Consider the following 18,954-nt stretch of genomic DNA (forward strand, 5'->3'; position numbering starts at 1 on the left):
TTCTCCGAAATTTCAGGCGGGCTCGACGGCCGTGTGCGGCGGCGCGATGGGGGCCTCGTGCGGGGCGGCGGTGTGCAGCTTGTGGCGCTTGTCGAGCGTGCGCAGCAGCACGTAGAAGACCGGGGTCAGGAAGAGCCCGAAGAAGGTCACGCCGAGCATGCCGAAGAAGACGGCAATACCCATCGCGTGGCGCATTTCGGAACCGGCGCCGGTCGAGGTGACGAGCGGGATGACGCCCATGACGAAGGCGATCGAGGTCATCAGGATCGGCCGCAGACGCAGCCGGCTGGCGTCGATCGCGGCCTGCAGCGGCGTCGCGCCCTGGATTTCCAGTTCGCGGGCGAACTCGACGATCAGGATGGCGTTCTTGCAGGCCAGTCCGACCAGCACCATCAGCCCGATCTGGGTGAAGATATTGTTGTCGCCACCGGTCAGGTACACGCCAGTCAGCGCCGCCAGGATGCTCATCGGCACGATCATGATCACCGCCAGCGGCAGGGTCAGGCTTTCGTACTGCGCGGCGAGGACCAGGAAGACGAGCAGCAGGCTGATCGGGAAGACCCAGATGCCGGCGTTGCCGGCCAGGATCTTCTGGTAGGTCAGGTCGGTCCATTCGAAACGTGCGCCGCGCGGCAGGGTTTCGGCGGCGATGCGCTCGACGGCCGCCTCGGCCTGAGCCGAGGAGTAGCCGGGCGCCGGGCCGCCGTTGATGTCGGCGGCGGTGTAGCCGTTATAGCGGACGACCATTTCCGGACCGAAGGTGGAGCGCACCTTGACCAGCGAGGAGAGCGGCACCATCTCGCCCTGGTTGTTGCGCGTCTTGAGTTGCAGGATGTCTTCCGGGTGGGCGCGGAACGGTGCATCGGCCTGGGCGCGGACCTGATAGGTGCGGCCGAAGCGGTTGAAATCGTTCACGTAGAGCGAGCCGAGGTAGATCTGCATGGTGTCGAACACTTCGGTCACCGAAACCCCCTGCTGCTTAGCCTTGACGCGGTCGAGATCAACGTCGAGCTGGGGCACATTGATCTGATAGCTGGAAAACATCGGCCCCAGTTCCGGCGCCTTGGCGGCTGCGGTCATGAAGGCCTTGGCAGCAGCGTCGAGCTCGCTGTAGCCGATGGCACCGCGATCCTCGATCTGCAGCTTGAAGCCGCCGACCGTGCCGAGGCCCATCACCGGCGGCGGCGGGAAGACGGCGATGAAGGCTTCCTGGATGGCCGAATACTTCTGGTTCAGCGCGCCAGCAATGGCGCCCGCCGAGAGTTCCGGGCTCTTCCGTTCGTCGAAGGGCTTGAGCGTGACAAAGACGATGCCGGCGCTGGAACTGTTGGTGAAGCCATTGATCGACAGGCCGGGGAAGGCGATGGTGCTTTCGACGCCGGGCTGGGCCTGCGCGATTTCGCCCATCTTGCGGATCACCGCCTCGGTGCGGTCGAGCGAGGCGCCGTTCGGCAATTGCGTGAAGCTGATCAGGTACTGCTTGTCCTGGGCCGGCACGAAGCCGCCGGGCACCAGATAGGAGATGCCAACGGTCAACCCCAGTAAAACGGCATAAATGCCCATCGCCGACGCCTTGCGGCCGATGACGCCGGTCACGCCGCGGCCATAATTCTCGGAAGCACGGCCGAAGAAGCGGTTGAAGGCGGCGAAGAAACGGCCGAAGTAGCGGTTCATCTGGCGGGTCAGCCAGTCCGGCTTTTCGCCGTGGCCCTTGAGCAGCATGGCGGCCAGCGCCGGCGACAGGGTCAGCGAGTTGAAGGCCGAGATCACCGTCGAGATGGCGATGGTCATCGCGAACTGCTTGTAGAACTGGCCGGTCAGGCCGGTCATGAAGGCGAGCGGCACGAAGACGGCGACCAGGGTCAGGGCGATCGCGATGATCGGCCCGCTGACTTCGCGCATCGCCCGGTAGGTCGCTTCGCGCGGCGTCAGGCCGGCCTCGATGTTGCGCTCGACGTTTTCGACGACGACGATGGCGTCATCGACGACGATGCCGATCGCCAGCACCATGCCGAACAGCGACAGGGCGTTGATCGAATAGCCGAAGCCGAGCATCAGCGAGAAGGTGCCGACGATGGACACCGGCACGGCGAGCAGCGGGATGATCGAGGCGCGCCAGGTCTGCAGGAAGACGATCACGACCAGCACGACCAGCGCGATGGCTTCGAGCAGGGTATGGATGACGGCCTTGATGCTGGCCCGAACGAATTGCGTCGGGTCGTACTCGATGCGGTATTCGACCGAGGCCGGGAAATCCTTGGCCAGATCGGCCATGGTGGCGCGCACCTGTGAGGATACGTCGAGCGCGTTGGCGCCCGGCGACTGCATGATGCCCATGCCGATTGCCGGCTTGTTGTTGAGCAGCGAGCGCAGACCGTATTCGGCGGCATCGAGCTGGACACGGGCAACGTCGGCCAGCCGCGTGACGCTGCCGTCGGGCGAAGACTTGAGGACGATGTCGCGGAACTCTTCCTCGCTTTGCAGGCGGCCCTGGGCATTGACCGAAAACTGCAGTGGCGTGTCGGGCTGGCTGGGCGAGGCGCCGATGACGCCGGCAGCGACCTGGACGTTCTGTTCGCGAATGGCACGCACCACCTCACCGGCGGTCAACCCGCGCTGGGCGACCTTTTGCGGGTCGAGCCAGACGCGCATGGCGTAATTGCCGGCACCCCAGACCGAGACTTCGCCGACCCCGGAAATGCGGGCCAGGCGGTCCTTGATGTTGAGCACCGCGTAATTGCGCAGGTAGGTCGCGTCGTACTTGTCGTCCGGCGAGATCAGGTGCACCACCAGGGTCAGCGTCGGCGAGCTTTTCACCGTCGTCACGCCGAGGCGCTGGACGTCCTCGGGCAGGCGCGGCAGGGCCTGCGAAACGCGGTTCTGGACCAGTTGCTGCGCCTTGTCGGGATCGACACCGAGCTTGAAATTGACCGTCACCGTCAGGTTGCCGTCGCTGTTGGCCTGCGACTGCATGTAAAGCATGTTCTCGACGCCGTTGATCGACTCTTCGAGCGGCGAGGCGACGGTTTCGGCGATCACCTTGGGATTGGCACCGGGGTACTGGGCGCGTACCACCACCGAGGGCGGCACGACTTCCGGATATTCCGAGATCGGCAGCTGGAACAGCGCCAGCACGCCGGCGAGCAGCAGCAGGATGGAGAGCACGCCGGCGAAGATCGGCCGGTCGATGAAGAATTTTGAAATGTTCATGGCGGGAAGTCCTCAGCCCTTGGCCGCGGCCGGCGCGGCGCCGCCCATCGGCACGACGTTGGGGGTCACCGGATCGCCCGGGCGCACCCGCTGCAGGCCATTGACCACGATGCGCTCGCCGGCCTTGAGTCCGCTTTCGACGACGCGCAGGCCGTCCTGGATGCTGCCCAGTTGCACTTCGCGGTAGGCGGTCTGGTTGCCTTCGCCGACGACCAGCACGAAGCGCCTGGCCTGGTCGGTGCCGACTGCTTTTTCGTCGATCAGCAGCACCTCGCGCTGGCTGGCGGCGCCAAGCCGGATGCGGGCATAGAGGCCGGGCAGCAGCTTGCCGTCCGGGTTGTCGACCAGGGCGCGCAGGCGGATGGTGCCGGAACTGCTGTCGAGGCGGTTGTCCACCGAACTCAACTTGCCTTCCAGCGAGTAGCCCTCGTCGTCGGCCAGCCCGAGGTGGATGGGCAGGGCCTTGCCCTGGCTGCCGTTGACCACCTTGAGGTAGCTCTGCTCGTCGACATCGAAGGCGGCGTAGATGCGGTCGGCCGAGACCAGTGAGGTCAGGGCCGGGCCATTGCCTGGCGCGACCAGGTTGCCGACGGTGATTTCGGCGCGCGAGACGCGGCCGGCGATCGGCGCCGTGATCCGGGTGTATTCGAGATTGAGACGGGCAAGCTTGAGTGCCGCTTCGGCTGCCTGCAGGTTGGCCTTGGCCTCGCGGGCGGCATTCTGTTTCTCGTCGAAATCGCGGCGGGCGATGGCGTTTTCGGCGAGCAGCCGCTCGCTGCGCGCCAGGTCGCTGGCGGTGTAGGCGACGCGGGCGTCCATGGCGGCGAGCTGGGCTTCGGCACGGGCGACTTCGGCTGCGAAGGGGCGCGGGTCGATGGTGAACAGCAGGTCACCCTTCCTGACCAGGCTGCCATCCTTGAAATGCACGGCGGTCAGGATGCCGGAGACCTGCGGGTGGATCTCGACGCGTTCGACCGCTTCGAGGCGGCCGGAGTATTGCTGCCATTCGGTCACGGCGCGGCTGGCGACTGCGGCGACATCGACCGTAGCGGTCGGGGCAGCAGCCGCCGGCGCGGCATCGGCCTGGCCGTGATAAACGGCGAGACCGCCGCCGAGACTGAACAGGCCGGCCAGAGCGGCGGCGAGAAGGAGACGTTTTTGACGTTGGGGCATGATGATTCCTCTGGAGGTTTTGCAAGACGAAGTTATGGTTGTGTGGTGAGCAGGGCGGCTGGCGCGGCGTCGGGAGCGGCCGCCCGATCGTCGCCAATCCTTGCCTGTTCCTACAGATTGAGCGGATGCGCCGGCACCTCGGCATCCCACAGGCGGCGCCGCAGGAAGTGGGCGATTTCGGCCAGCGCCGGGCGGTGGCTGGCCAGCGTGGCGTGGTTGACGCCGGCGAAGCGCACCACCTGGGTCGGCACGCCGGCAGCGATCAGGGCCTCGGCGTAGTGCTCGGCCTCCTTGTGCAGCACGTCGCATTCGGCGGTGACGATCAGGGCCGGCGGCAGGCCGGCCTGCCGTACCGAGATCAGCGGCGAGGCGTAGGGGTGGAGGCGCTGGCGGGTTTGCGGCAGGTACTGGCGGTAGCAGTCGGCGCAAGTCGCGGCGCTGAGGTCGGAGTTGAGGCGGGCGCCGTCACCGAGCCGCGTCATGCTCGGATCGAGCATCGGCCCGACCAGTGCCTGGGCGAGGATGGCCGGGCCGTTGCGGTCGCGGGCGATGAGCGTCAGGGCGGCGGCCAGGTTGCCGCCGGCATCGTCGCCGGCCACCGCCAGGCGGGCCGGGTCGCCACCCAGTCCGGCGGCGTGTTCGACGGTCCACTGCGCTGCGGCGTGGGCATCTTCCGGCGCCGCCGGGAAGGGACGGGCCGGGGCCAGGGCGTAATCGACGGCGACGACCAGGGCCGGAGTCTGTTCGGCGATGAAGGTGGCGCTTGCATCGGCATCGTTCAGGCTGCCGCCGACGAAGCCGCCGCCATGGAAATAGAGGACGACCGGCAGCGCCACCTGGGCCATGCTCGGCCGGTAGAGCCGTAAGGCAAGCGGACCGGCCGGGCCGGGAATGCTCAGGTCTTCGGCGGTGATCGGGGGGGGGGGGTGCATCGCATCCGGGGCAGGGGAAGTGCCGAAAATTGGGATGGAGCAATTCTCTGTGTTGTTTGTGTTTGGATAAATACGCTGATTTGGATAATACTATTCAGCAACAGCGAACAATCAGAGTCACCCGGAGATCGCAGGATGGACCGTTTTCAAGCCATGCAGGTATTCACGCGGGTCGTGGATGCCAACAGTTTTACCCGTGCCGCCGAGATGCTGGGGCTGCCGCGGGCGACGGTGACGACCATCATCCAGAGTCTCGAAGCCCTGCTCGGCGTCCGTCTGCTCAACCGGACGACGCGGCGGCTCAGTCTGACGCCGGACGGTGCCGCCTACTACGAGCATTGCGCGCGTATCCTCGGCGAAGTCGAGGAAACCGAATCGTCCTTCCGCGAGGTGGCGCGCGGTCCCAAGGGACGGTTACGGATCGATGTTCCCTCGCCGATCGGCCGCCTGGTGCTGATCCCGCGGCTGTGCGAGTTCCGGGCACGCTACCCGGAGGTCGAACTGGTCATCGGCATGGGCGACCGCATGGTCGACCTGGTGCGCGAGGCCGTCGATTGCGTCATCCGGGTCGGCGACTTGCAGGATTCGACGCTGGTCGCCCGGCGGATCGGTACGCTCAAGCTGATCACCTGCGCCACGCCGGATTATCTTGCGCGTTACGGCGTGCCGGATAGCCTGGACGACCTCGAGCGGCATGTGGCAGTCCAGTATTTTTCGCCGCGCACCGGCCGCAATTTTGATTGGGATTTCGTCGTCGATGGCCAGGCACTGCCCTTCAAGATGAACGGCAGCGTTTCGGTCAACGACATGGATGCCTACATCGCCTGCGCCTTGCAGGGTTTCGGCATGATCCAGCCGGCCCGGTTCACGGTGCTGCCGCTGCTCGAGTCGGGAAAACTGGTTGAGGTCTTGCCGCAGTTTTCGCCATCGCCGATGCCGATGTCGGTGGCCTACATGCAGAACCGCCACCTGTCGCCCAAGGTGCGCGCTTTCGTCGATTGGGTGGCCGAATTGTTCGGCGCCTGCCCCTTGCTCGGAGGTGTCGATCAGGGCGCTGCCGAATGTTGTTATGCGGGCGGTGCGGGTTACAACACGCTACGCAACGAGATCGCATTCCAGAATGTCGTGGAGCAGACCGGGTAGGGATTGGGGGCAGGCGCCGCCTCCGGAAACGGATTTCCGCTGCGCTCCCTGTCCGGGATGAAACAATTCCCCGGAACGGCTGGCGCCGCTCCGGGGGGACTGCTTAGAACCAGTACTGATAACCCAGCGCCAGGCCGTAGGCGGAGTCGCCCGGATTGACGGTGTATTTGGCGGCCGAGTTGGTGCCCATCGGGACCAGGGCGGAGCCGGCGCTGTTGTCGTGGGCGGAGAGGATGGCATAGACGCGCGACTGGGCGCCGATGGTTTCGAGCCAGCCGATGGTGGCGACGCTGCCCTTGATGCTCGGACTGCTGTCCTCGGTGCGGCCTTCGCCGTAGGAGAGCAGTAACTGGCCGGTGCTGGTGACGGCGGTGCGGCTGCCGACCATCCATTCGTTGCGCGTCGTCTTGAGGCCGCCGTCCGGCGTGGTCACGGCGTGGCCGTAACCGGCGAGCAGCTTGGTCTTCATGATCTGGTAGCCGATGCCGACGAAGCTGTTTTCGGCCAGGGTCGTTGCGCTGCTGGCGTGGTCGTCGTTCTGGTAGGCGACGCTGATGTCGAAGGGGCCGTTTTCGTAATTGACGGCAACCGCGACGGCATCCGAATTGCGCCCGGTTTCGCCGCCCATGGCGAGCATGGCATTGACACTCAGGCCCTTGTATTTCGGGCTGGCATAGACCAGCGAGCTGTCGAAACGGGGCTCGCCGGTGCTGACATTGCCGTCGGTGGTCGGCGAGCCGTATCCCTGTTCGAAGGCGTCATAGCTGATGATCGCGTTATAGAGCGGCGAATACTGGCGGCCGACGGTGACGCGGCCGTATTTGCCTTCGACGCCGGCGTAGGCCTGACGTCCGAACAGGCGGCCGCCCTGGGCCAGCGTGCCCTTGTTGGCGAAGATGCCGGCTTCGAGCTGGAAGACGGCGCGCAGCCCTTCGTTGATGTCGGCGCCGCCCTTGACGCCCAGGCGGCTGCCGTTCAGGCCGCCGGATTCGATGGCCTGGCGGTCGCCCTTGCCGCCACCGGTGTTGTACTCGGTGAACAGGTCGAGCTTGCCGTAGGCGGTGACGCTGGCGTTGGCGCCCAGCGACGAGGCCGAGAGTACCGGCGCAATCGTGCTTGGTGCAGCGCGCGGCGCTTCCTTGGCCTGGGCTTCGAGCTGGGCGATGCGCTCCTGCATTTTTTGCATGGCGGCCTTCATGTCATCCAGTTCGCCGGCCTGGGCGAAACCGGGCGCGAAGGCCGAGCAGAGGCCGGCGGCGGTCATGGCGAGTACGAGTTTTTTCATGGTGCGATCCTTGATTCGAGAGAAAGTGGGTCCCTGCCGGCATCGGCGATGCGGCATCGGTGTCTTGTCTTAATTGGGGGAGCCGGGCGGGCTACGCGGCCCGCCGGAGGTTCAGGCAGTCAAACTGCGCTGGCTTAGTATTCCCAGAAAATGCGCTGCAGTTCCTTGCTGTCGCTGGTTTTGGTCATGGCAACGGCGGCCAGGATGCGGGCCTTCTGCGGGTTCAGGTCGTGTGCGACGACCCAGTCGTACTGGTCGTCCGGCTGCTCGGCGTTGCGGATGACGAAACCGCCGGCGTTGACGTGCGAGGAACGAATGATCTGCACGCCCTTGGCGCGCAGATCGCGCAGGCCGGGGACGACGCGGGCGGCGACCGAACCGTTGCCGGTGCCGGCCAGGATGATCGCCTTGGCGCCCTTGTCGGCCAGTGCCTTGGCGGCGGTGTCGTTGACGTTGCCGTAGCCGTAGGCGATTTCAACCGGGGCCAGGGCATCGATCTTGTCGATGTCGAATTCGGAGTTGACCGTATGGCGCTTGGCCGGCAGGCGGAACCAGTAGTTCTTGCCTTCGACCACCATGCCGAGCGCGCCCCACGGGCTCTTGAAGGCTTCGGTCTTGATGTTGATCATCTTGGAGACGTCGCGACCGCTGTTCAGCTCGTCGTTCATCGTCACCAGCACGCCCTTGCCGCGCGCATCCTGGCTGGCGGCGACGCTCACTGCGTTCGACAGGTTGAGCATGCCGTCGGCCGACATGGCGGTGCCCGGACGCATCGAGCCAACGACGACGATGGGCTTGTCGGTATGCACGACGAGGTTCAGGAAGTAGGCGGTTTCTTCGAGGGTGTCGGTGCCGTGCGTGACGACGATGCCGTCCACGTCGGCTTGTTTGGCGAGTGCGGCGACGCGCTTGCCGAGGGTGATCAGGTGCTCGTTGGTGAAGCTTTCGGAAGCGATCTGGAAAACCTGTTCGCCGCGCACGCGGGCGACATCGGCGAGGGTGGGAATGCCGGCGATCAGCTTGTCGACCGGTACCTTGGCGGCCTGGTAGGTGGCGCTCTTGGCGACATCGGCGCCGGCGCCGGCAATCGTGCCGCCGGTGGCGAGGATGACGACACTGGGTTTGTCGGCGAAGGCGGGCAGGGCCTGGCAGAAGGCTGCGACGATCAGGGCGCAGCGGACGAGAAAGCGGTTCATTGGATCTCCTTGTGCATTGATGAAACCGGACGTTGGTTTCGCAGGCTTTCATTAGCACCGGGCGTGCCAGCTGTTTTTGCCGAAAGCTGTTTTTTAGTTGCCTGATTTCACATGGTTTTTTGGCGCGGCCTTCGAGCGAGTGACGGAATGTCGATATTGGCCAGCATTCGGCATTCGGGTTTCCGATAGCCGGCCCGTAGCGGTCGACCGTGAAAAAAGGCTTTTTTTCCGGAAAAGCCGCCAATCTGCTGCCTGATCTCCGGCCCGCGCCGGGGCCGCAGCAGTCTGCTTCGGCGCGTTCAGGCGGGTGCCGTTTACGCCGCAACTAGTGGATAGTCCCAATTGAAGGCGAGGCTGTGCCGGGAGAAACTCGGCGTCCTCGCACTCTTGCCAACGCCCGGCCGATGCAAACAGCAGGTTGGCCATGCCGTCCGTTGCGCAGCGGTATGGCGGAACCTTTTGGCCGTATCCGGTCCCCAAACAAACATGTCTGAACTGAAGAACACTCCCGGCGTGCCGCCCCCTCCGTACTGGACCGAGTCCGGTGATCTCGAAGGCTGGGTGCACGCGACTGAAAACTACAGCAGCACCGATGGCCCCGGCCTGCGCTATGTGCTGACGCTGTCCGGCTGTCCGCTGCGCTGCGGCTATTGCGATGCGCCGGACACCTGGGAGCGGCACGCCAGCGCGCCGGCCCTGGTGACCGATGTGCTGGCCGATATTTCCCGGCGCAAGACGCAATTGCGCGGGCGCGGCGGTGTCACGCTGGGCGGCGGCGAGCCGTTGCTGCAACACAAGTTCTGCCGCGCCATTCTTGAAGGCTGCAAGGCGATGGGCTTGCACACCGCGCTGGAAACCACGGGCTATTACGGCGATTTTGCCGATGATGCCCTGCTCGACTGTGTCGATCTTGTGCTGCTCGACATCAAGTCATTTTCCGAGGCGCGCCATCGTGCGCTGACCGGCGTCGAACTCGCTCCCACGCTGCGCTTCGCCAATGTGCTGGCGGCGCTCAACAAGGCGGTGTGGCTGCGTTTCGTGCTGGTGCCGGGTTTGACCGACGACTACGCCGACATCGCCGCGCTCGCTGGTTTTGCGGCCGGCCTCGGTAACATCGAGCGGGTCGAGGTCGTGCCATTCAATCAACACGGCGGCGACAAATGGCGGGCGCAGGGCCTCGACTATCCGCTGGCCGGCGTCGAGGCGCCAACCGCAGAAGCGCTGGCCAAGGTGCGCGAGTTGTTCCGGGCGGAAGGTCTGCAGGTTTACTGAAGCGCGGCCGGCCGCGCCAGCGCGCGCGACAGGGCCGAGGTGTTCGCATAGCCGGCATCGCGTGCCGCGCTTTTGAGCCCCTTGCCCGCCTGCACGGCGCGGCGGGCGATGGCGAGGCGGATGGCGGCCAGGTATTTGCCCGGCGTCTGCCACATCACATCGCGGAAGGTGTTGGCAAAGGCGGTGCGCGACATGCCGGCTTCCGCGGCCAGCGTTTCCAGCGTCCAGTGCAACTGCGGCCGGGCGTGGATGGCGACCAGGGCGCGCGCGATGCGCGGCTCGGCCAGCCCGTTGAGCAGTCCGCCGCGCTTGTCCGGATGGGCGATCAGGTGACGCAACAGGCCGATGAACAGGATGTCGCCGGCCCGGTCGAGCAGGGCCGGCTGGCCGCAGCGCGGCGCCTGCAGTTCGGCGGCAATCAGCTTGACGACATGCTGCAGCGAAGATTCGGCCCCGGCCAGCGCCAGCACCTGCGGTTCGGCAAATTCGCCCAGGAGCAGCGCGGCGACCGGGCCGTCCAGCCAGGCACGGGCGCAGATCAGTTGCGACCAGTCGGCTGCTGCTGCGATCAGCGCATGCGGCGTATCGGCACGGCAGACGACGATGCAGGGCGCCTGCAACTCGCGGCTGGCGGTCGACGTCAATTCAAGTGCCATTTTGCCCTCGGCCAGCAGGTAGAGATGCAGGCCGGGCGCCGCATCGGCGGCAACGTCAAGACGCGCCGCCGCAGGCGGGGGACGCGCGACGCGCACGCGCGGCGCGAGGCCGGCGAGCAGGGCGGAGAGTCGGTCGAGGTGCGGGGCTGAGGTCATTTGTACGAATTGCAAACAATGTTGCACTGATGTTTGCTTATAGTTCAGCACAATGACCTCGTCCCGGTCAAGCAAGCCGGCAATCGGCCCGGAAAGTCCTGCTGACCGCGGCCTTCAATCCATGAAAGGATTCACCATGAGCATTACAGCCCTGATGCCGCGGCAGCCGGTTTCTGCCCTCAATGTCGCGTTGACCGCTGGCGGACGTTTCGTACTCGGCGCCGCCCCCGGCGAGCGCTTTGATCTGGTCGTTTTTTACCGCGGCCTGCATTGCCCGATCTGCGCCAAATACCTGCTCGAACTGGAACGTCTGGCGCCCGAATTTGCCCGGCGCGGCGTCAGTATCGTCGCCGTCAGCAGCGACGATGCCGAACGTGCCGCGGCGATGGCTGTGAAGATCAAGGCCGCGGCCTTGCCGATCGGCTACGGTCTGAGTCTTGCCAGCGCCCGGCAGTGGGGGCTGTATATCAGCGCCTCGCGCGGCAAGACTTCGCTCGGCATCGAGGAACCGGCGCTGTTCAGCGAGCCCGGCGTCTTCCTGGTGCGCCCCGACGGCACGCTTTACTACGGCGCGGTGCAGAGCATGCCCTTCGCCCGGCCGGCGTTCCAGGATCTGCTCGCCGCCATCGATTTCGCGATTGCCCACGACTATCCGGCGCGCGGCGAATATGCCGGTCCGCTCTGATTGCACAAGAGCTCATCCATGAAAGCGGTCATTCTCGGCACGGAGGCATCGCGATGCCCGATTTGCACGGATGGATGGCCTGCTACCGTGTTGGCAATCGGTTCCCGGATATCAGCCCAGGCTTTTGCTTGATCTCTGTGAGAAGCGATTGCGCTGGTGTCGGAAGACAATTGGCTTCCGCTAGTGGGGCGGCTCCCTGGCGGAAGGATTTCTCGAGCTGTCCGTGAAAAACAGCGCCAGACGAAGTGCAACGACGCAGGCCAGTGCGCTCAGCAGAATCGTCGCCGAGGACCACTCCGGGAAGAAGTAGCTGGCCAGGCTGGCCAGGCAGAGAAAGATGATGACAAAAAACATTCGGGAATATTCTCGGTGTTATGAAGAGCGGGGATGGGCGGCGCTCACTCCCGCTCGCTGCCCATGAAGCTGCGGGCCGCTTCCTTGGTCTGCTGGAGTGGCTGGCCCAGTGCGGTGCGCAGGGGGCGCAGAGCAATGTTTGCGTAAGGCGGTCCGGCGCCCGGCGTTCAATATGGTATATGTGCTTCAGGCAAGTGTGATTTTTGTTGAGAAACGAGTATTTCTGCCATGACATCCATCCTCCTTCATCCGGACCGCCATCGCAAGATTCGCGCGCTGTTTGATGAGTACATCGAGCGCTACGCCGCGCGCGATGACCGGCTGACAACGCTGTTCAGCGAAAACTTCAGCGGCTACACGGGGGGCGGCAATGAGCTGGTCACCGATCGCGACGAGTGGGTACGGATCACCCGCCAGGATTTTGCCGAAGTGCCGGGGCGGATCCGCATCGAGATGCGCGATATCGCGCTGCAGGACCTGAGCGAGGAGGTCGTCGTTGTCACCGCCTTCTTCAACATTCACCTGCCGCTGCCCGAACATGTGCTGTCGCGCGAGGTGGCGCGACTGGTCCTGATCTTTCGCCTTGAGGGCGAAGACTGGAAAATCGTGCACAGCGGCATCTCGATTCCCTACCAGCTGGTGCAGGAGGGCGAGGTCTATCCCCTCCCGCGTTTGCAGGAGCGCAACCAGGTACTCGAAGCCCTGGTCGAAGAGCGCACGCGTGAGCTGAACGAAAGAGAGGCCTTCTACCGGCTGCTCACCGAAGATACGCTCGATGTCATCTGGCGCACTGACAGCAATTTCCTCATTACCTATATCAGCCCGTCGGATGAGCGTTTGCGCGGTTTCAAGGCGGAAGAGGTGGTCGGCCGCCATGCCCTGGATCTGTTCGCGGACGAAGGGATCGCCGTCGTCACGGAAGCCATGCGCAAACGACAGCAAGCCGGACAGGATGGGGGCGATCAGGGCTTTATCAGTTTTGAGGCGCCACATCGTTGCAAGGACGGCCGCACCATTTGGGGCGAGGTGTTCTCCACGGCCGTGCGCGACGAACACGGAACGATTACCGGCTATCACGGCATTACCCGGGAAATCACCAAGCGCAAACAGATGCAGGATCAGGTTAAGGAACTGGCCTTCTACGACACCTTGACCCGGCTGCCCAACCGGCGCCTGCTCAACGACCGCTTGTGCCAGACGCTGGCCGCCAGCAAACGCAGCGGGCGGCATGGCGCCCTGATGTTCGTCGATCTCGACAACTTCAAGCCGCTCAATGACAAATACGGGCATTTCGTCGGCGACCTGCTGCTGCTTGAAGTAGCCAATCGCTTGAAAGGCTGCGTGCGCGAGATGGACACGGTGGCGCGCTTTGGCGGCGACGAATTTGTCGTGATGCTTGGCGAGCTCGATGTCGATCACGCAGCATCCATCGCCCTGGCCGAAGTCGTCGCCGAAAAGATCCGCACCCGGTTATCCGGCGCCTATTGCTTGAAAGTCGAGCATGAAGACAGGGCGGCCAGCAATGTCGAACACCACTGCTCGGCCAGCATCGGTGTGGTCGTCTTCCTCGACCACGAAGCCAGCCCGGACGACATCCTGATCTGCGCCGACAAGGCCATGTACCAAGCAAAGGCAGCCGGGCGAAATGCCGTGCGGTTTTATGTGGCGGATGATGGGGAGTGAGTGCCTGAGAACCTGTTCACGATCTTCTGAAAATCATGAAACAGGCAGCGGTATTAATTGATACGTCTGTAAAACCCCTCCCAACCTCCCCTTGACAGGGGAGGAGCACCCCAAATCGCGCTCGGATAGACTCCCTCCCCTGACGCCCAGCAGGAAGTCCCCTTGGGGGGCAAGGGGAGGGCTGGGGATAAGCAGAGGCTAAGCCGCCGTAGTTTGGCGGCTTAGCCGGTTGCTTAGTAGTTTCGTCAGGGGTTTGAATGACAAATAAAAGATCGCAAACAGCTTCTCGGAACGATAAATCGATTTCCTCGACTCTCATGCATTGGATCTTTGCTGATGTGGAAAATAGTCGATTTGTCAATCGACCGCAGCAACCGTACCCCGTCTAAATCCGCAACCGCGAATAGCCAACCCCACCGCCTTTTTCCACCCGTATCTGCGCCGGAATCCTTTCCTTCATGCCTTCGACGTGGCTGATCACGCCGATCATCTTGCCGCTGGCGTTCAGAGTGTCGAGGGCATTCAGCGCGATTTCCAGGGTGTCGGCGTCGAGCGTGCCAAAGCCTTCGTCGAGGAACAGCGAGTCGATGCTGGTCTTGTGGCTGACCAGATCGGAGAGGGCGAGCGCCAGCGCCAGGCTGACCAGGAAGCTTTCGCCGCCGGATAGCGTGCGCGTGTCGCGGGCGACTTCGCCTTGCCAGCTGTCGACGATGTCGAGTTCGAGTTCGCCGCTGCTCTTGCGGCGCAGCAGGTAGCGGCCGTGCAGGCGGGCGAGGTGGCTGTTGGCGAGGTGCAGCAGGTGGTCGAGGGTCAGGCCCTGGGCGAATTTGCGGAATTTGTCGCCTTTCGCCGAGCCGATCAGGCTGTCGAGGCGTTGCCAGAGGTCGCTTTCGGCGGTCTGCGCGGCGATCTGGGCGAACAGCGTCTGCTGGTTCTGGCGCGCCTGTTCGTCGCGGCTGAGCAGGGCGCGTTGGGCGCCGAGTTGTTCGCTGAGTTCGCGGCGCGTGGTGTCGAGTTGAGCGAGGGCGGCGTCGAGTTCGGGCAGCGGCGGTGGTGACCCATCCCCACCCCGACCCTCCCCTTGTCCCAAGGGATACCGTTCCTGCGGGACATAAAGGGGAGGGAGCGTGCTTGGAGGTGCGTTTTGCAGGCGCGCCAGTTTTTCGCGTGCGCTGTTGAGCACGGCGGCGGCCTGTTGCCGGGCGAGTTGCCGGGCTTCCTTCAGTTGCAGCAGGCGAAGGCGTTCTTCGGCCGGCAACAGCGCCGCCTCGTAAGCGGCGAGGTCGGCGAAGGGGCTGGCGGCCAGCGCTGTCTGCCAGGCGGTCGACGCGTCGGCGAGGGCCTTTTTCTGCTCTGCCAGATTGGCGGCGAGTTGCGTCTGCCGGCCTTGCTGGGCGGCGAGTTGCTGCGTCAGGTCGGCGATGGCTTCGGCGCAGCGGGCGAGGGTGGCGGCCGGGTCGGCGCTGACTTCCGCCGGTTTTTGCCCTTCCTGAGCGGTCGACCGTTCGGCGGCGACGATTTTCCAGCGTTCCAGCCAGTGCGCGGCCTGGGTTTGCGCGGCCTCAAAGCGGTCTTGCTGCTTGACGAGGATTTCGCCGAGTTCCTGGCGGCGTTTCCGCATCTGCTGCCAGTGCTGCCATTCGCCATCGCGCTCCTGCAGCCAGGCGGCGGGTTCGGTGGGGAGGTCGTAACCGGCGGCGCTCAGCGTGGCGCCGAGCTTGGTGTCGAGGTCAGCCTGTTCCTGGTTGATGGCTTGCGCGGCTTTGGCGAGTTCGGCCTGGCGTTGCTGGCCGGTTTGCGCCGTTTGTTGCAGCAGTTTCTGCTGGTTGCCGGCGTTGAGCTGCGTTTGCGCGGCATCGGCGGCGGTCTTGCGCGCGGCGTTGAGCGCCTGTTCGCCCTGGTCGGCGGCTTGCAGGCGTTGGGTGAGCTGGGACTGCGCCTGTTCGGCGGCAGCGCGGCTGGCGGCGAGTATTTTGGCGTCCTGCCAGGCGTCGACCGCTAGCGTTGTGTTGCCGGCGAGTAGTTCGCCCCATTCCTTGTGCAGGCGGTCGGCATCGGCGGCGGTTTTGCCCTGCTGTTCGAGCTGCGCCTTGTGCGTCGTTTCCAGCGCGGTCAGGTCGTTGCGGGCTTGCTGGCCGGTTTCGACGAGCGTCTCGAGCGCCACCTGCTTTTCCTTGAGCGCGCTTTCGGTCGCGGAAACGTCGAGCGCCGCGTAGTCGGCAATCGCCGGGTGTTCGTGCGCGCCGCACAGCGGGCAGGAGTCGCCCGGCTGCAGCTGGCGGCGATGCTCTTCCAGACTGCGGATGCGCTGTTCCTGTTCGAGCAGTTTTTTCTTGTCGGCGACCTGGGCGGCGAGTTCCTTGTGCTGTTCGCGCAGGGCGAGCAGCTTTTTCTCCTGCGCTTCGATCTTTGCCTGCGCCTGCTGCAACTGCGTCGCCTGCGCGGTTTGTTGCGCGGCGAGTTCGCGCCGGCGTTGGGCGAGGGCTTCGAGTTGTTGCCAGCGATTCAGGCCGGCCTGTTCGCGTTGCCAGTGCTGGCGCAGTTCGGCCAGTGTCTTGCCGGCCAGGCGTTGGTTCTGTTCGGCCTGGATTTTTTCCAGTGCGGTGTCGGCGGCGGTTTTGGCCTTTTCTGCGAGGTCGACCGCGGCGGCTTGCGTGGTCAGTTGGCGGGCAGTGGCGGCGAGTTCGTCGCCGAGCTTTTGCTGCGCTTGCTGCTGCGCGGCGAGGTCGTGGCCCAGCTTGGCCTTTTGCTCGAACTGCTGGCGCCAGACGCCCAGATGTTCGCCGAGTTGGGCGCGTTGCGGCTGGGCGGCGCAGAAGTCGTCGATTTGTTTGGCTTCGCGCTGGCTGAGTTGCAGGGCCTGCTGCGCCTGCGCGGCGACTGCGGCGCTGTAGTGTTGGGCAGCGGCGTGCTGGGCAAACTGCTCGGCTTGCAGCTTTTCGCGCGCGGCGTGCAGGGCTTTGAGTTCGTTTTCGCTGTGCTGGCAAGCCGCGCCGGTTTGTTGCCAGTGCAGGTGCAGGGGCTTGAGTGCTTCGGCCGGTTCGCTGGCGGCGAGCCTGGCCAGTTCGGGCGCGGCGGAGGTTAGCGCGGCGTCGGCTTCCTGTACCTTGCTTTCGGCGGCTTTGACTTCCTGCTCGCCTTGCGCCAGATCGAGGCGCCACTGGCGCTGGGCCTGGGTTTGCGCGTGGCGCTGCTGGACGTCGGCGAGTTGCGTGTCGAGGCGGGTGGCTTCCAATTGCATGGCGGCGCGTTGCTCTTCGCCGAGCAGTTCCATGCCGTCGGCGCGGGCTTTGAGCTGGTCGAGCTGGCTTTTCGCTTCGCGCGCCTGTTCGAACACCTTGCGCGAAATCTCGCCGTAAATCTCGGTGCCGGTCAGTTCTTCGAGCAGTTCGGCGCGCTCGTTGGCGCTGGCGTTGAGGAAGGCCGCGAAGCCGCCCTGGGCGAGCAGCATGGACTTGGTGAAGCGCGGGAAATCGAGGCCGGTGATTTCGGCGATGCGCTTCAATTTGTCGTTGGTCTGCGTGCTGAGGATGGTGCCGGCGCCGTTTTTATCGACGGCTGCGAGTTCGACCTTGGGCGCCTGCAGCGCGCCGTCGATCTTGTCACGCGAGCGGCGCTGGCTCCAGAAGGCGCGGTAGACGGCACCCTTGACCTCGAATTCGACCTCGGCCAGGCAGTCGGCGGTGTGCCGCGTCATGATGTCGTTGTCGGAGGCCGAGATGGTCTTCAGGCGCGGCGTCTGGTGGTAAAGGGCGAGGCAGATGGCGTCGAGCAGCGTCGACTTGCCGGCGCCGGTCGGGCCGGTGATGGCGAACAGGCAGTTGTCGGTGAAGGGCGGCTTGGTGAAATCGACGAACCATTCGCCTTTCAGCGAATTGAGGTTCTTCAGGCGCAGGGTCAGGATTTTCATGCTTCCTCTCCCTGCAGGCCGGCGACGATGGCGCGGTAACGTTCGTTGAGCGCTGCCTGCATCTCGTCGCTGAGTGCTTCCTGTTGCAGGCGGCGGGCGAAGACGTCGTGCGGGCTGAGTTCGTCGAGGGTTTCGCGCGCTTCCGCCGCCAGGCTGACGACGGCGTTGCCGCGCTGGCGGCGGATGCGCAGGACTTCGACCGGCCAGCCTTCGGTCAGTGCTTCGATGCGCGCCGGCAGGTCGGCCAGGTAATCGTCTTCGGCGACGGTGACTTCCAGCCAGGCCGGGCAGTCGCGCGTGCCTTCGGCGGCTGCGGCGCCAATGGCACCGGCCAGCGTTTCAAGATTGCCGCTGACTGCGACCAGGCCCTGGAAACGCGGCACGGCGAGCGGCGTAACGCTTTTCAGGCCGTCGCCGGCCAGTTCGACGAGCAGCATTTCCTTCTGCTGCTTCGCTTCGTCGAAGCCGAGCGGGATCGGCGAGCCGCAGTAGCGGATGTGTTCCAGCCCGCCGACTTTCTGCGGCCGGTGGATGTGGCCGAGCGCGATGTAGTCGGCCGGCGGGAAGGCTGCGGTCGGAAAGGCTTCGAGCGCGCCGACGTAGATTTCGCGCACAGATTCGCTGGTATTGGCACCGACCGTGGTCAGGTGGCCGGTGGCGACGATGGGCAGTTTGCCGGGGCGAGCGTTGGCCAACTCAGCCATTTTGGCCTGTGCCGCGGCGTGGACCGCTGCGTAGTGTTCCTGGATGGCGGTTTGCAGCGAGCGCTGCTTGTCTTCGGCACTTTGCCCGGCCTGGCTGGTCAGCACGTCGCGCGGCCGCACGAAGGGAATGGCGCAGACGATGCAGCCGGGCTCGCCGTTGCGTTGCGGCAGGACGATGACCTGCGTTGCCGGATCGGCGTGCGTCGCGGCGATCACCGTGGTGCCGAGGTGGGCGAGCAGGTCGCGGCTTTCGCCGAGCGTTGCCGGCGAATCGTGGTTGCCGCCGAGCACCAGCAGCGGCACGCCGGCCTTGAACAAGCGGCCGATCAGCTGGTTGTACAGCTCGCGGGCGTAGCTGGGCGGCGTGCCGGTGTCGAAAATGTCGCCGGCGATGATTACCGCGTCGACCTGATGTGCATCCACCTGCTCGAGTAGCCAGGCGATCAGCGCCTGATGCTCGGCCTGCCGGCTCTTGCCCATGAAGTGCTGGCCGAGGTGCCAGTCGGAGGTGTGGAGGATGCGCATGCCGGGCTGCGAAAGGTGAAAAGATGAAGTTTAAACGCCATTGGCCGTTGCTCGCGCCTGCTTTCATCCT

The 18,954-nt window shown here is 65.0% G+C and carries 13 protein-coding genes; 4 read left to right on the plus strand and 9 right to left on the minus strand.

Features of this window, described 5'->3' with window-relative positions:
- Positions 1 to 12: 12 nt before the first annotated feature.
- From KIG99_RS18040 to KIG99_RS18050, 3 genes are all read right to left on the minus strand, one after another.
- On the minus strand, positions 13 to 3,210 hold the full coding sequence (locus tag KIG99_RS18040) for an efflux RND transporter permease subunit (protein ID WP_226461420.1): 3,198 nt from the start codon (positions 3,208 to 3,210) through the stop codon (positions 13 to 15).
- 12 nt (positions 3,211 to 3,222) lie between these two features.
- On the minus strand, positions 3,223 to 4,383 hold the full coding sequence (locus KIG99_RS18045; RefSeq protein ID WP_226461421.1) for an efflux RND transporter periplasmic adaptor subunit: 1,161 nt from the start codon (positions 4,381 to 4,383) through the stop codon (positions 3,223 to 3,225).
- Positions 4,384 to 4,493: 110 nt separating this feature from the next.
- Positions 4,494 to 5,315 carry an alpha/beta hydrolase gene (locus KIG99_RS18050; protein WP_226461422.1) on the minus strand — a complete coding sequence of 274 codons (822 nt, stop codon included), beginning with the start codon at positions 5,313 to 5,315 and terminating at the stop codon, positions 4,494 to 4,496.
- Positions 5,316 to 5,450: 135 nt separating this feature from the next.
- Between KIG99_RS18050 and KIG99_RS18055 the strand changes: the two genes are divergently transcribed.
- Positions 5,451 to 6,458 carry a LysR family transcriptional regulator gene (locus tag KIG99_RS18055; RefSeq protein ID WP_226461423.1) on the plus strand — a complete coding sequence of 336 codons (1,008 nt, stop codon included), beginning with the start codon at positions 5,451 to 5,453 and terminating at the stop codon, positions 6,456 to 6,458.
- A 103-nt stretch (positions 6,459 to 6,561) separates the two neighbouring features.
- Here the strand turns inward: KIG99_RS18055 and KIG99_RS18060 are convergent, their stop codons facing one another.
- Complete coding sequence (locus KIG99_RS18060; RefSeq protein ID WP_226461424.1) at positions 6,562 to 7,743, minus strand: porin; 1,182 nt, start codon at positions 7,741 to 7,743, stop codon at positions 6,562 to 6,564.
- Between the two features lie 134 nt (positions 7,744 to 7,877).
- A complete protein-coding gene (locus tag KIG99_RS18065; protein ID WP_226461425.1) occupies positions 7,878 to 8,939 on the minus strand; it encodes an asparaginase in 1,062 nt (353 codons plus the stop codon).
- A gap of 486 nt (positions 8,940 to 9,425) precedes the next feature.
- Here KIG99_RS18065 and pflA point away from each other — a divergent pair, with 486 nt between their 5' ends.
- On the plus strand, positions 9,426 to 10,211 hold the full coding sequence (pflA, locus tag KIG99_RS18070; protein ID WP_226461426.1) for a pyruvate formate-lyase-activating protein: 786 nt from the start codon (positions 9,426 to 9,428) through the stop codon (positions 10,209 to 10,211).
- Here pflA and KIG99_RS18075 read toward each other — a convergent pair.
- On the minus strand, positions 10,205 to 11,023 hold the full coding sequence (locus KIG99_RS18075; protein ID WP_226461427.1) for an AraC family transcriptional regulator: 819 nt from the start codon (positions 11,021 to 11,023) through the stop codon (positions 10,205 to 10,207). The genes pflA and KIG99_RS18075 overlap by 7 nt on opposite strands.
- 136 nt (positions 11,024 to 11,159) lie before the next feature.
- Between KIG99_RS18075 and KIG99_RS18080 the strand changes: the two genes are divergently transcribed.
- Positions 11,160 to 11,708, plus strand: a complete 549-nt coding sequence (locus tag KIG99_RS18080) for a peroxiredoxin-like family protein (protein WP_226461428.1) — start codon at positions 11,160 to 11,162, stop codon at positions 11,706 to 11,708.
- Positions 11,709 to 11,888: 180 nt separating this feature from the next.
- On the opposite strand, the gene KIG99_RS18085 is transcribed toward KIG99_RS18080, so the two are convergent.
- On the minus strand, positions 11,889 to 12,062 hold the full coding sequence (locus KIG99_RS18085; protein WP_226461429.1) for a hypothetical protein: 174 nt from the start codon (positions 12,060 to 12,062) through the stop codon (positions 11,889 to 11,891).
- 228 nt (positions 12,063 to 12,290) lie between these two features.
- Between KIG99_RS18085 and KIG99_RS18090 the strand changes: the two genes are divergently transcribed.
- Entirely contained in the window at positions 12,291 to 13,745 is a 1,455-nt protein-coding gene (locus tag KIG99_RS18090; protein WP_226461430.1) for a diguanylate cyclase domain-containing protein, read from the plus strand.
- 385 nt (positions 13,746 to 14,130) lie between these two features.
- On the opposite strand, the gene KIG99_RS18095 is transcribed toward KIG99_RS18090, so the two are convergent.
- Together KIG99_RS18095 and sbcD are read right to left on the minus strand one after the other, a co-directional pair.
- Positions 14,131 to 17,655: an AAA family ATPase gene (locus KIG99_RS18095; protein WP_226461431.1), complete on the minus strand. Its 3,525-nt coding sequence runs from the start codon at positions 17,653 to 17,655 to the stop codon at positions 14,131 to 14,133.
- On the minus strand, positions 17,652 to 18,884 hold the full coding sequence (sbcD, locus tag KIG99_RS18100) for an exonuclease subunit SbcD (protein ID WP_226461432.1): 1,233 nt from the start codon (positions 18,882 to 18,884) through the stop codon (positions 17,652 to 17,654). Before sbcD ends, KIG99_RS18095 begins: the two co-directional genes overlap by 4 nt.
- Positions 18,885 to 18,954: the final 70 nt, after the last annotated feature.

The organism is Quatrionicoccus australiensis (assembly GCF_020510425.1).
Lineage (GTDB): Bacteria > Pseudomonadota > Gammaproteobacteria > Burkholderiales > Rhodocyclaceae > Azonexus > Azonexus australiensis_A.

Bases quoted from the DNA above. Each gene is read 5' to 3' on its own strand.
- KIG99_RS18045 (WP_226461421.1), bottom strand. From the start codon at position 4,383: ATGCCCCAACGTCAAAAACGTCTCCTTCTCGCCGCCGCTCTGGCCGGC.
- KIG99_RS18060 (WP_226461424.1), bottom strand. From the start codon at position 7,743: ATGAAAAAACTCGTACTCGCCATGACCGCCGCCGGCCTCTGCTCGGCC.
- KIG99_RS18085 (WP_226461429.1), bottom strand. From the start codon at position 12,062: ATGTTTTTTGTCATCATCTTTCTCTGCCTGGCCAGCCTGGCCAGCTAC.
- KIG99_RS18055 (WP_226461423.1), top strand. From the start codon at position 5,451: ATGGACCGTTTTCAAGCCATGCAGGTATTCACGCGGGTCGTGGATGCC.
- KIG99_RS18065 (WP_226461425.1), bottom strand. From the start codon at position 8,939: ATGAACCGCTTTCTCGTCCGCTGCGCCCTGATCGTCGCAGCCTTCTGC.
- KIG99_RS18050 (WP_226461422.1), bottom strand. From the start codon at position 5,315: ATGCACCCCCCCCCCCCGATCACCGCCGAAGACCTGAGCATTCCCGGC.
- KIG99_RS18040 (WP_226461420.1), bottom strand. From the start codon at position 3,210: ATGAACATTTCAAAATTCTTCATCGACCGGCCGATCTTCGCCGGCGTG.
- KIG99_RS18095 (WP_226461431.1), bottom strand. From the start codon at position 17,655: ATGAAAATCCTGACCCTGCGCCTGAAGAACCTCAATTCGCTGAAAGGC.
- sbcD (WP_226461432.1), bottom strand. From the start codon at position 18,884: ATGCGCATCCTCCACACCTCCGACTGGCACCTCGGCCAGCACTTCATG.
- KIG99_RS18090 (WP_226461430.1), top strand. From the start codon at position 12,291: ATGACATCCATCCTCCTTCATCCGGACCGCCATCGCAAGATTCGCGCG.
- KIG99_RS18075 (WP_226461427.1), bottom strand. From the start codon at position 11,023: ATGACCTCAGCCCCGCACCTCGACCGACTCTCCGCCCTGCTCGCCGGC.
- pflA (WP_226461426.1), top strand. From the start codon at position 9,426: ATGTCTGAACTGAAGAACACTCCCGGCGTGCCGCCCCCTCCGTACTGG.
- KIG99_RS18080 (WP_226461428.1), top strand. From the start codon at position 11,160: ATGAGCATTACAGCCCTGATGCCGCGGCAGCCGGTTTCTGCCCTCAAT.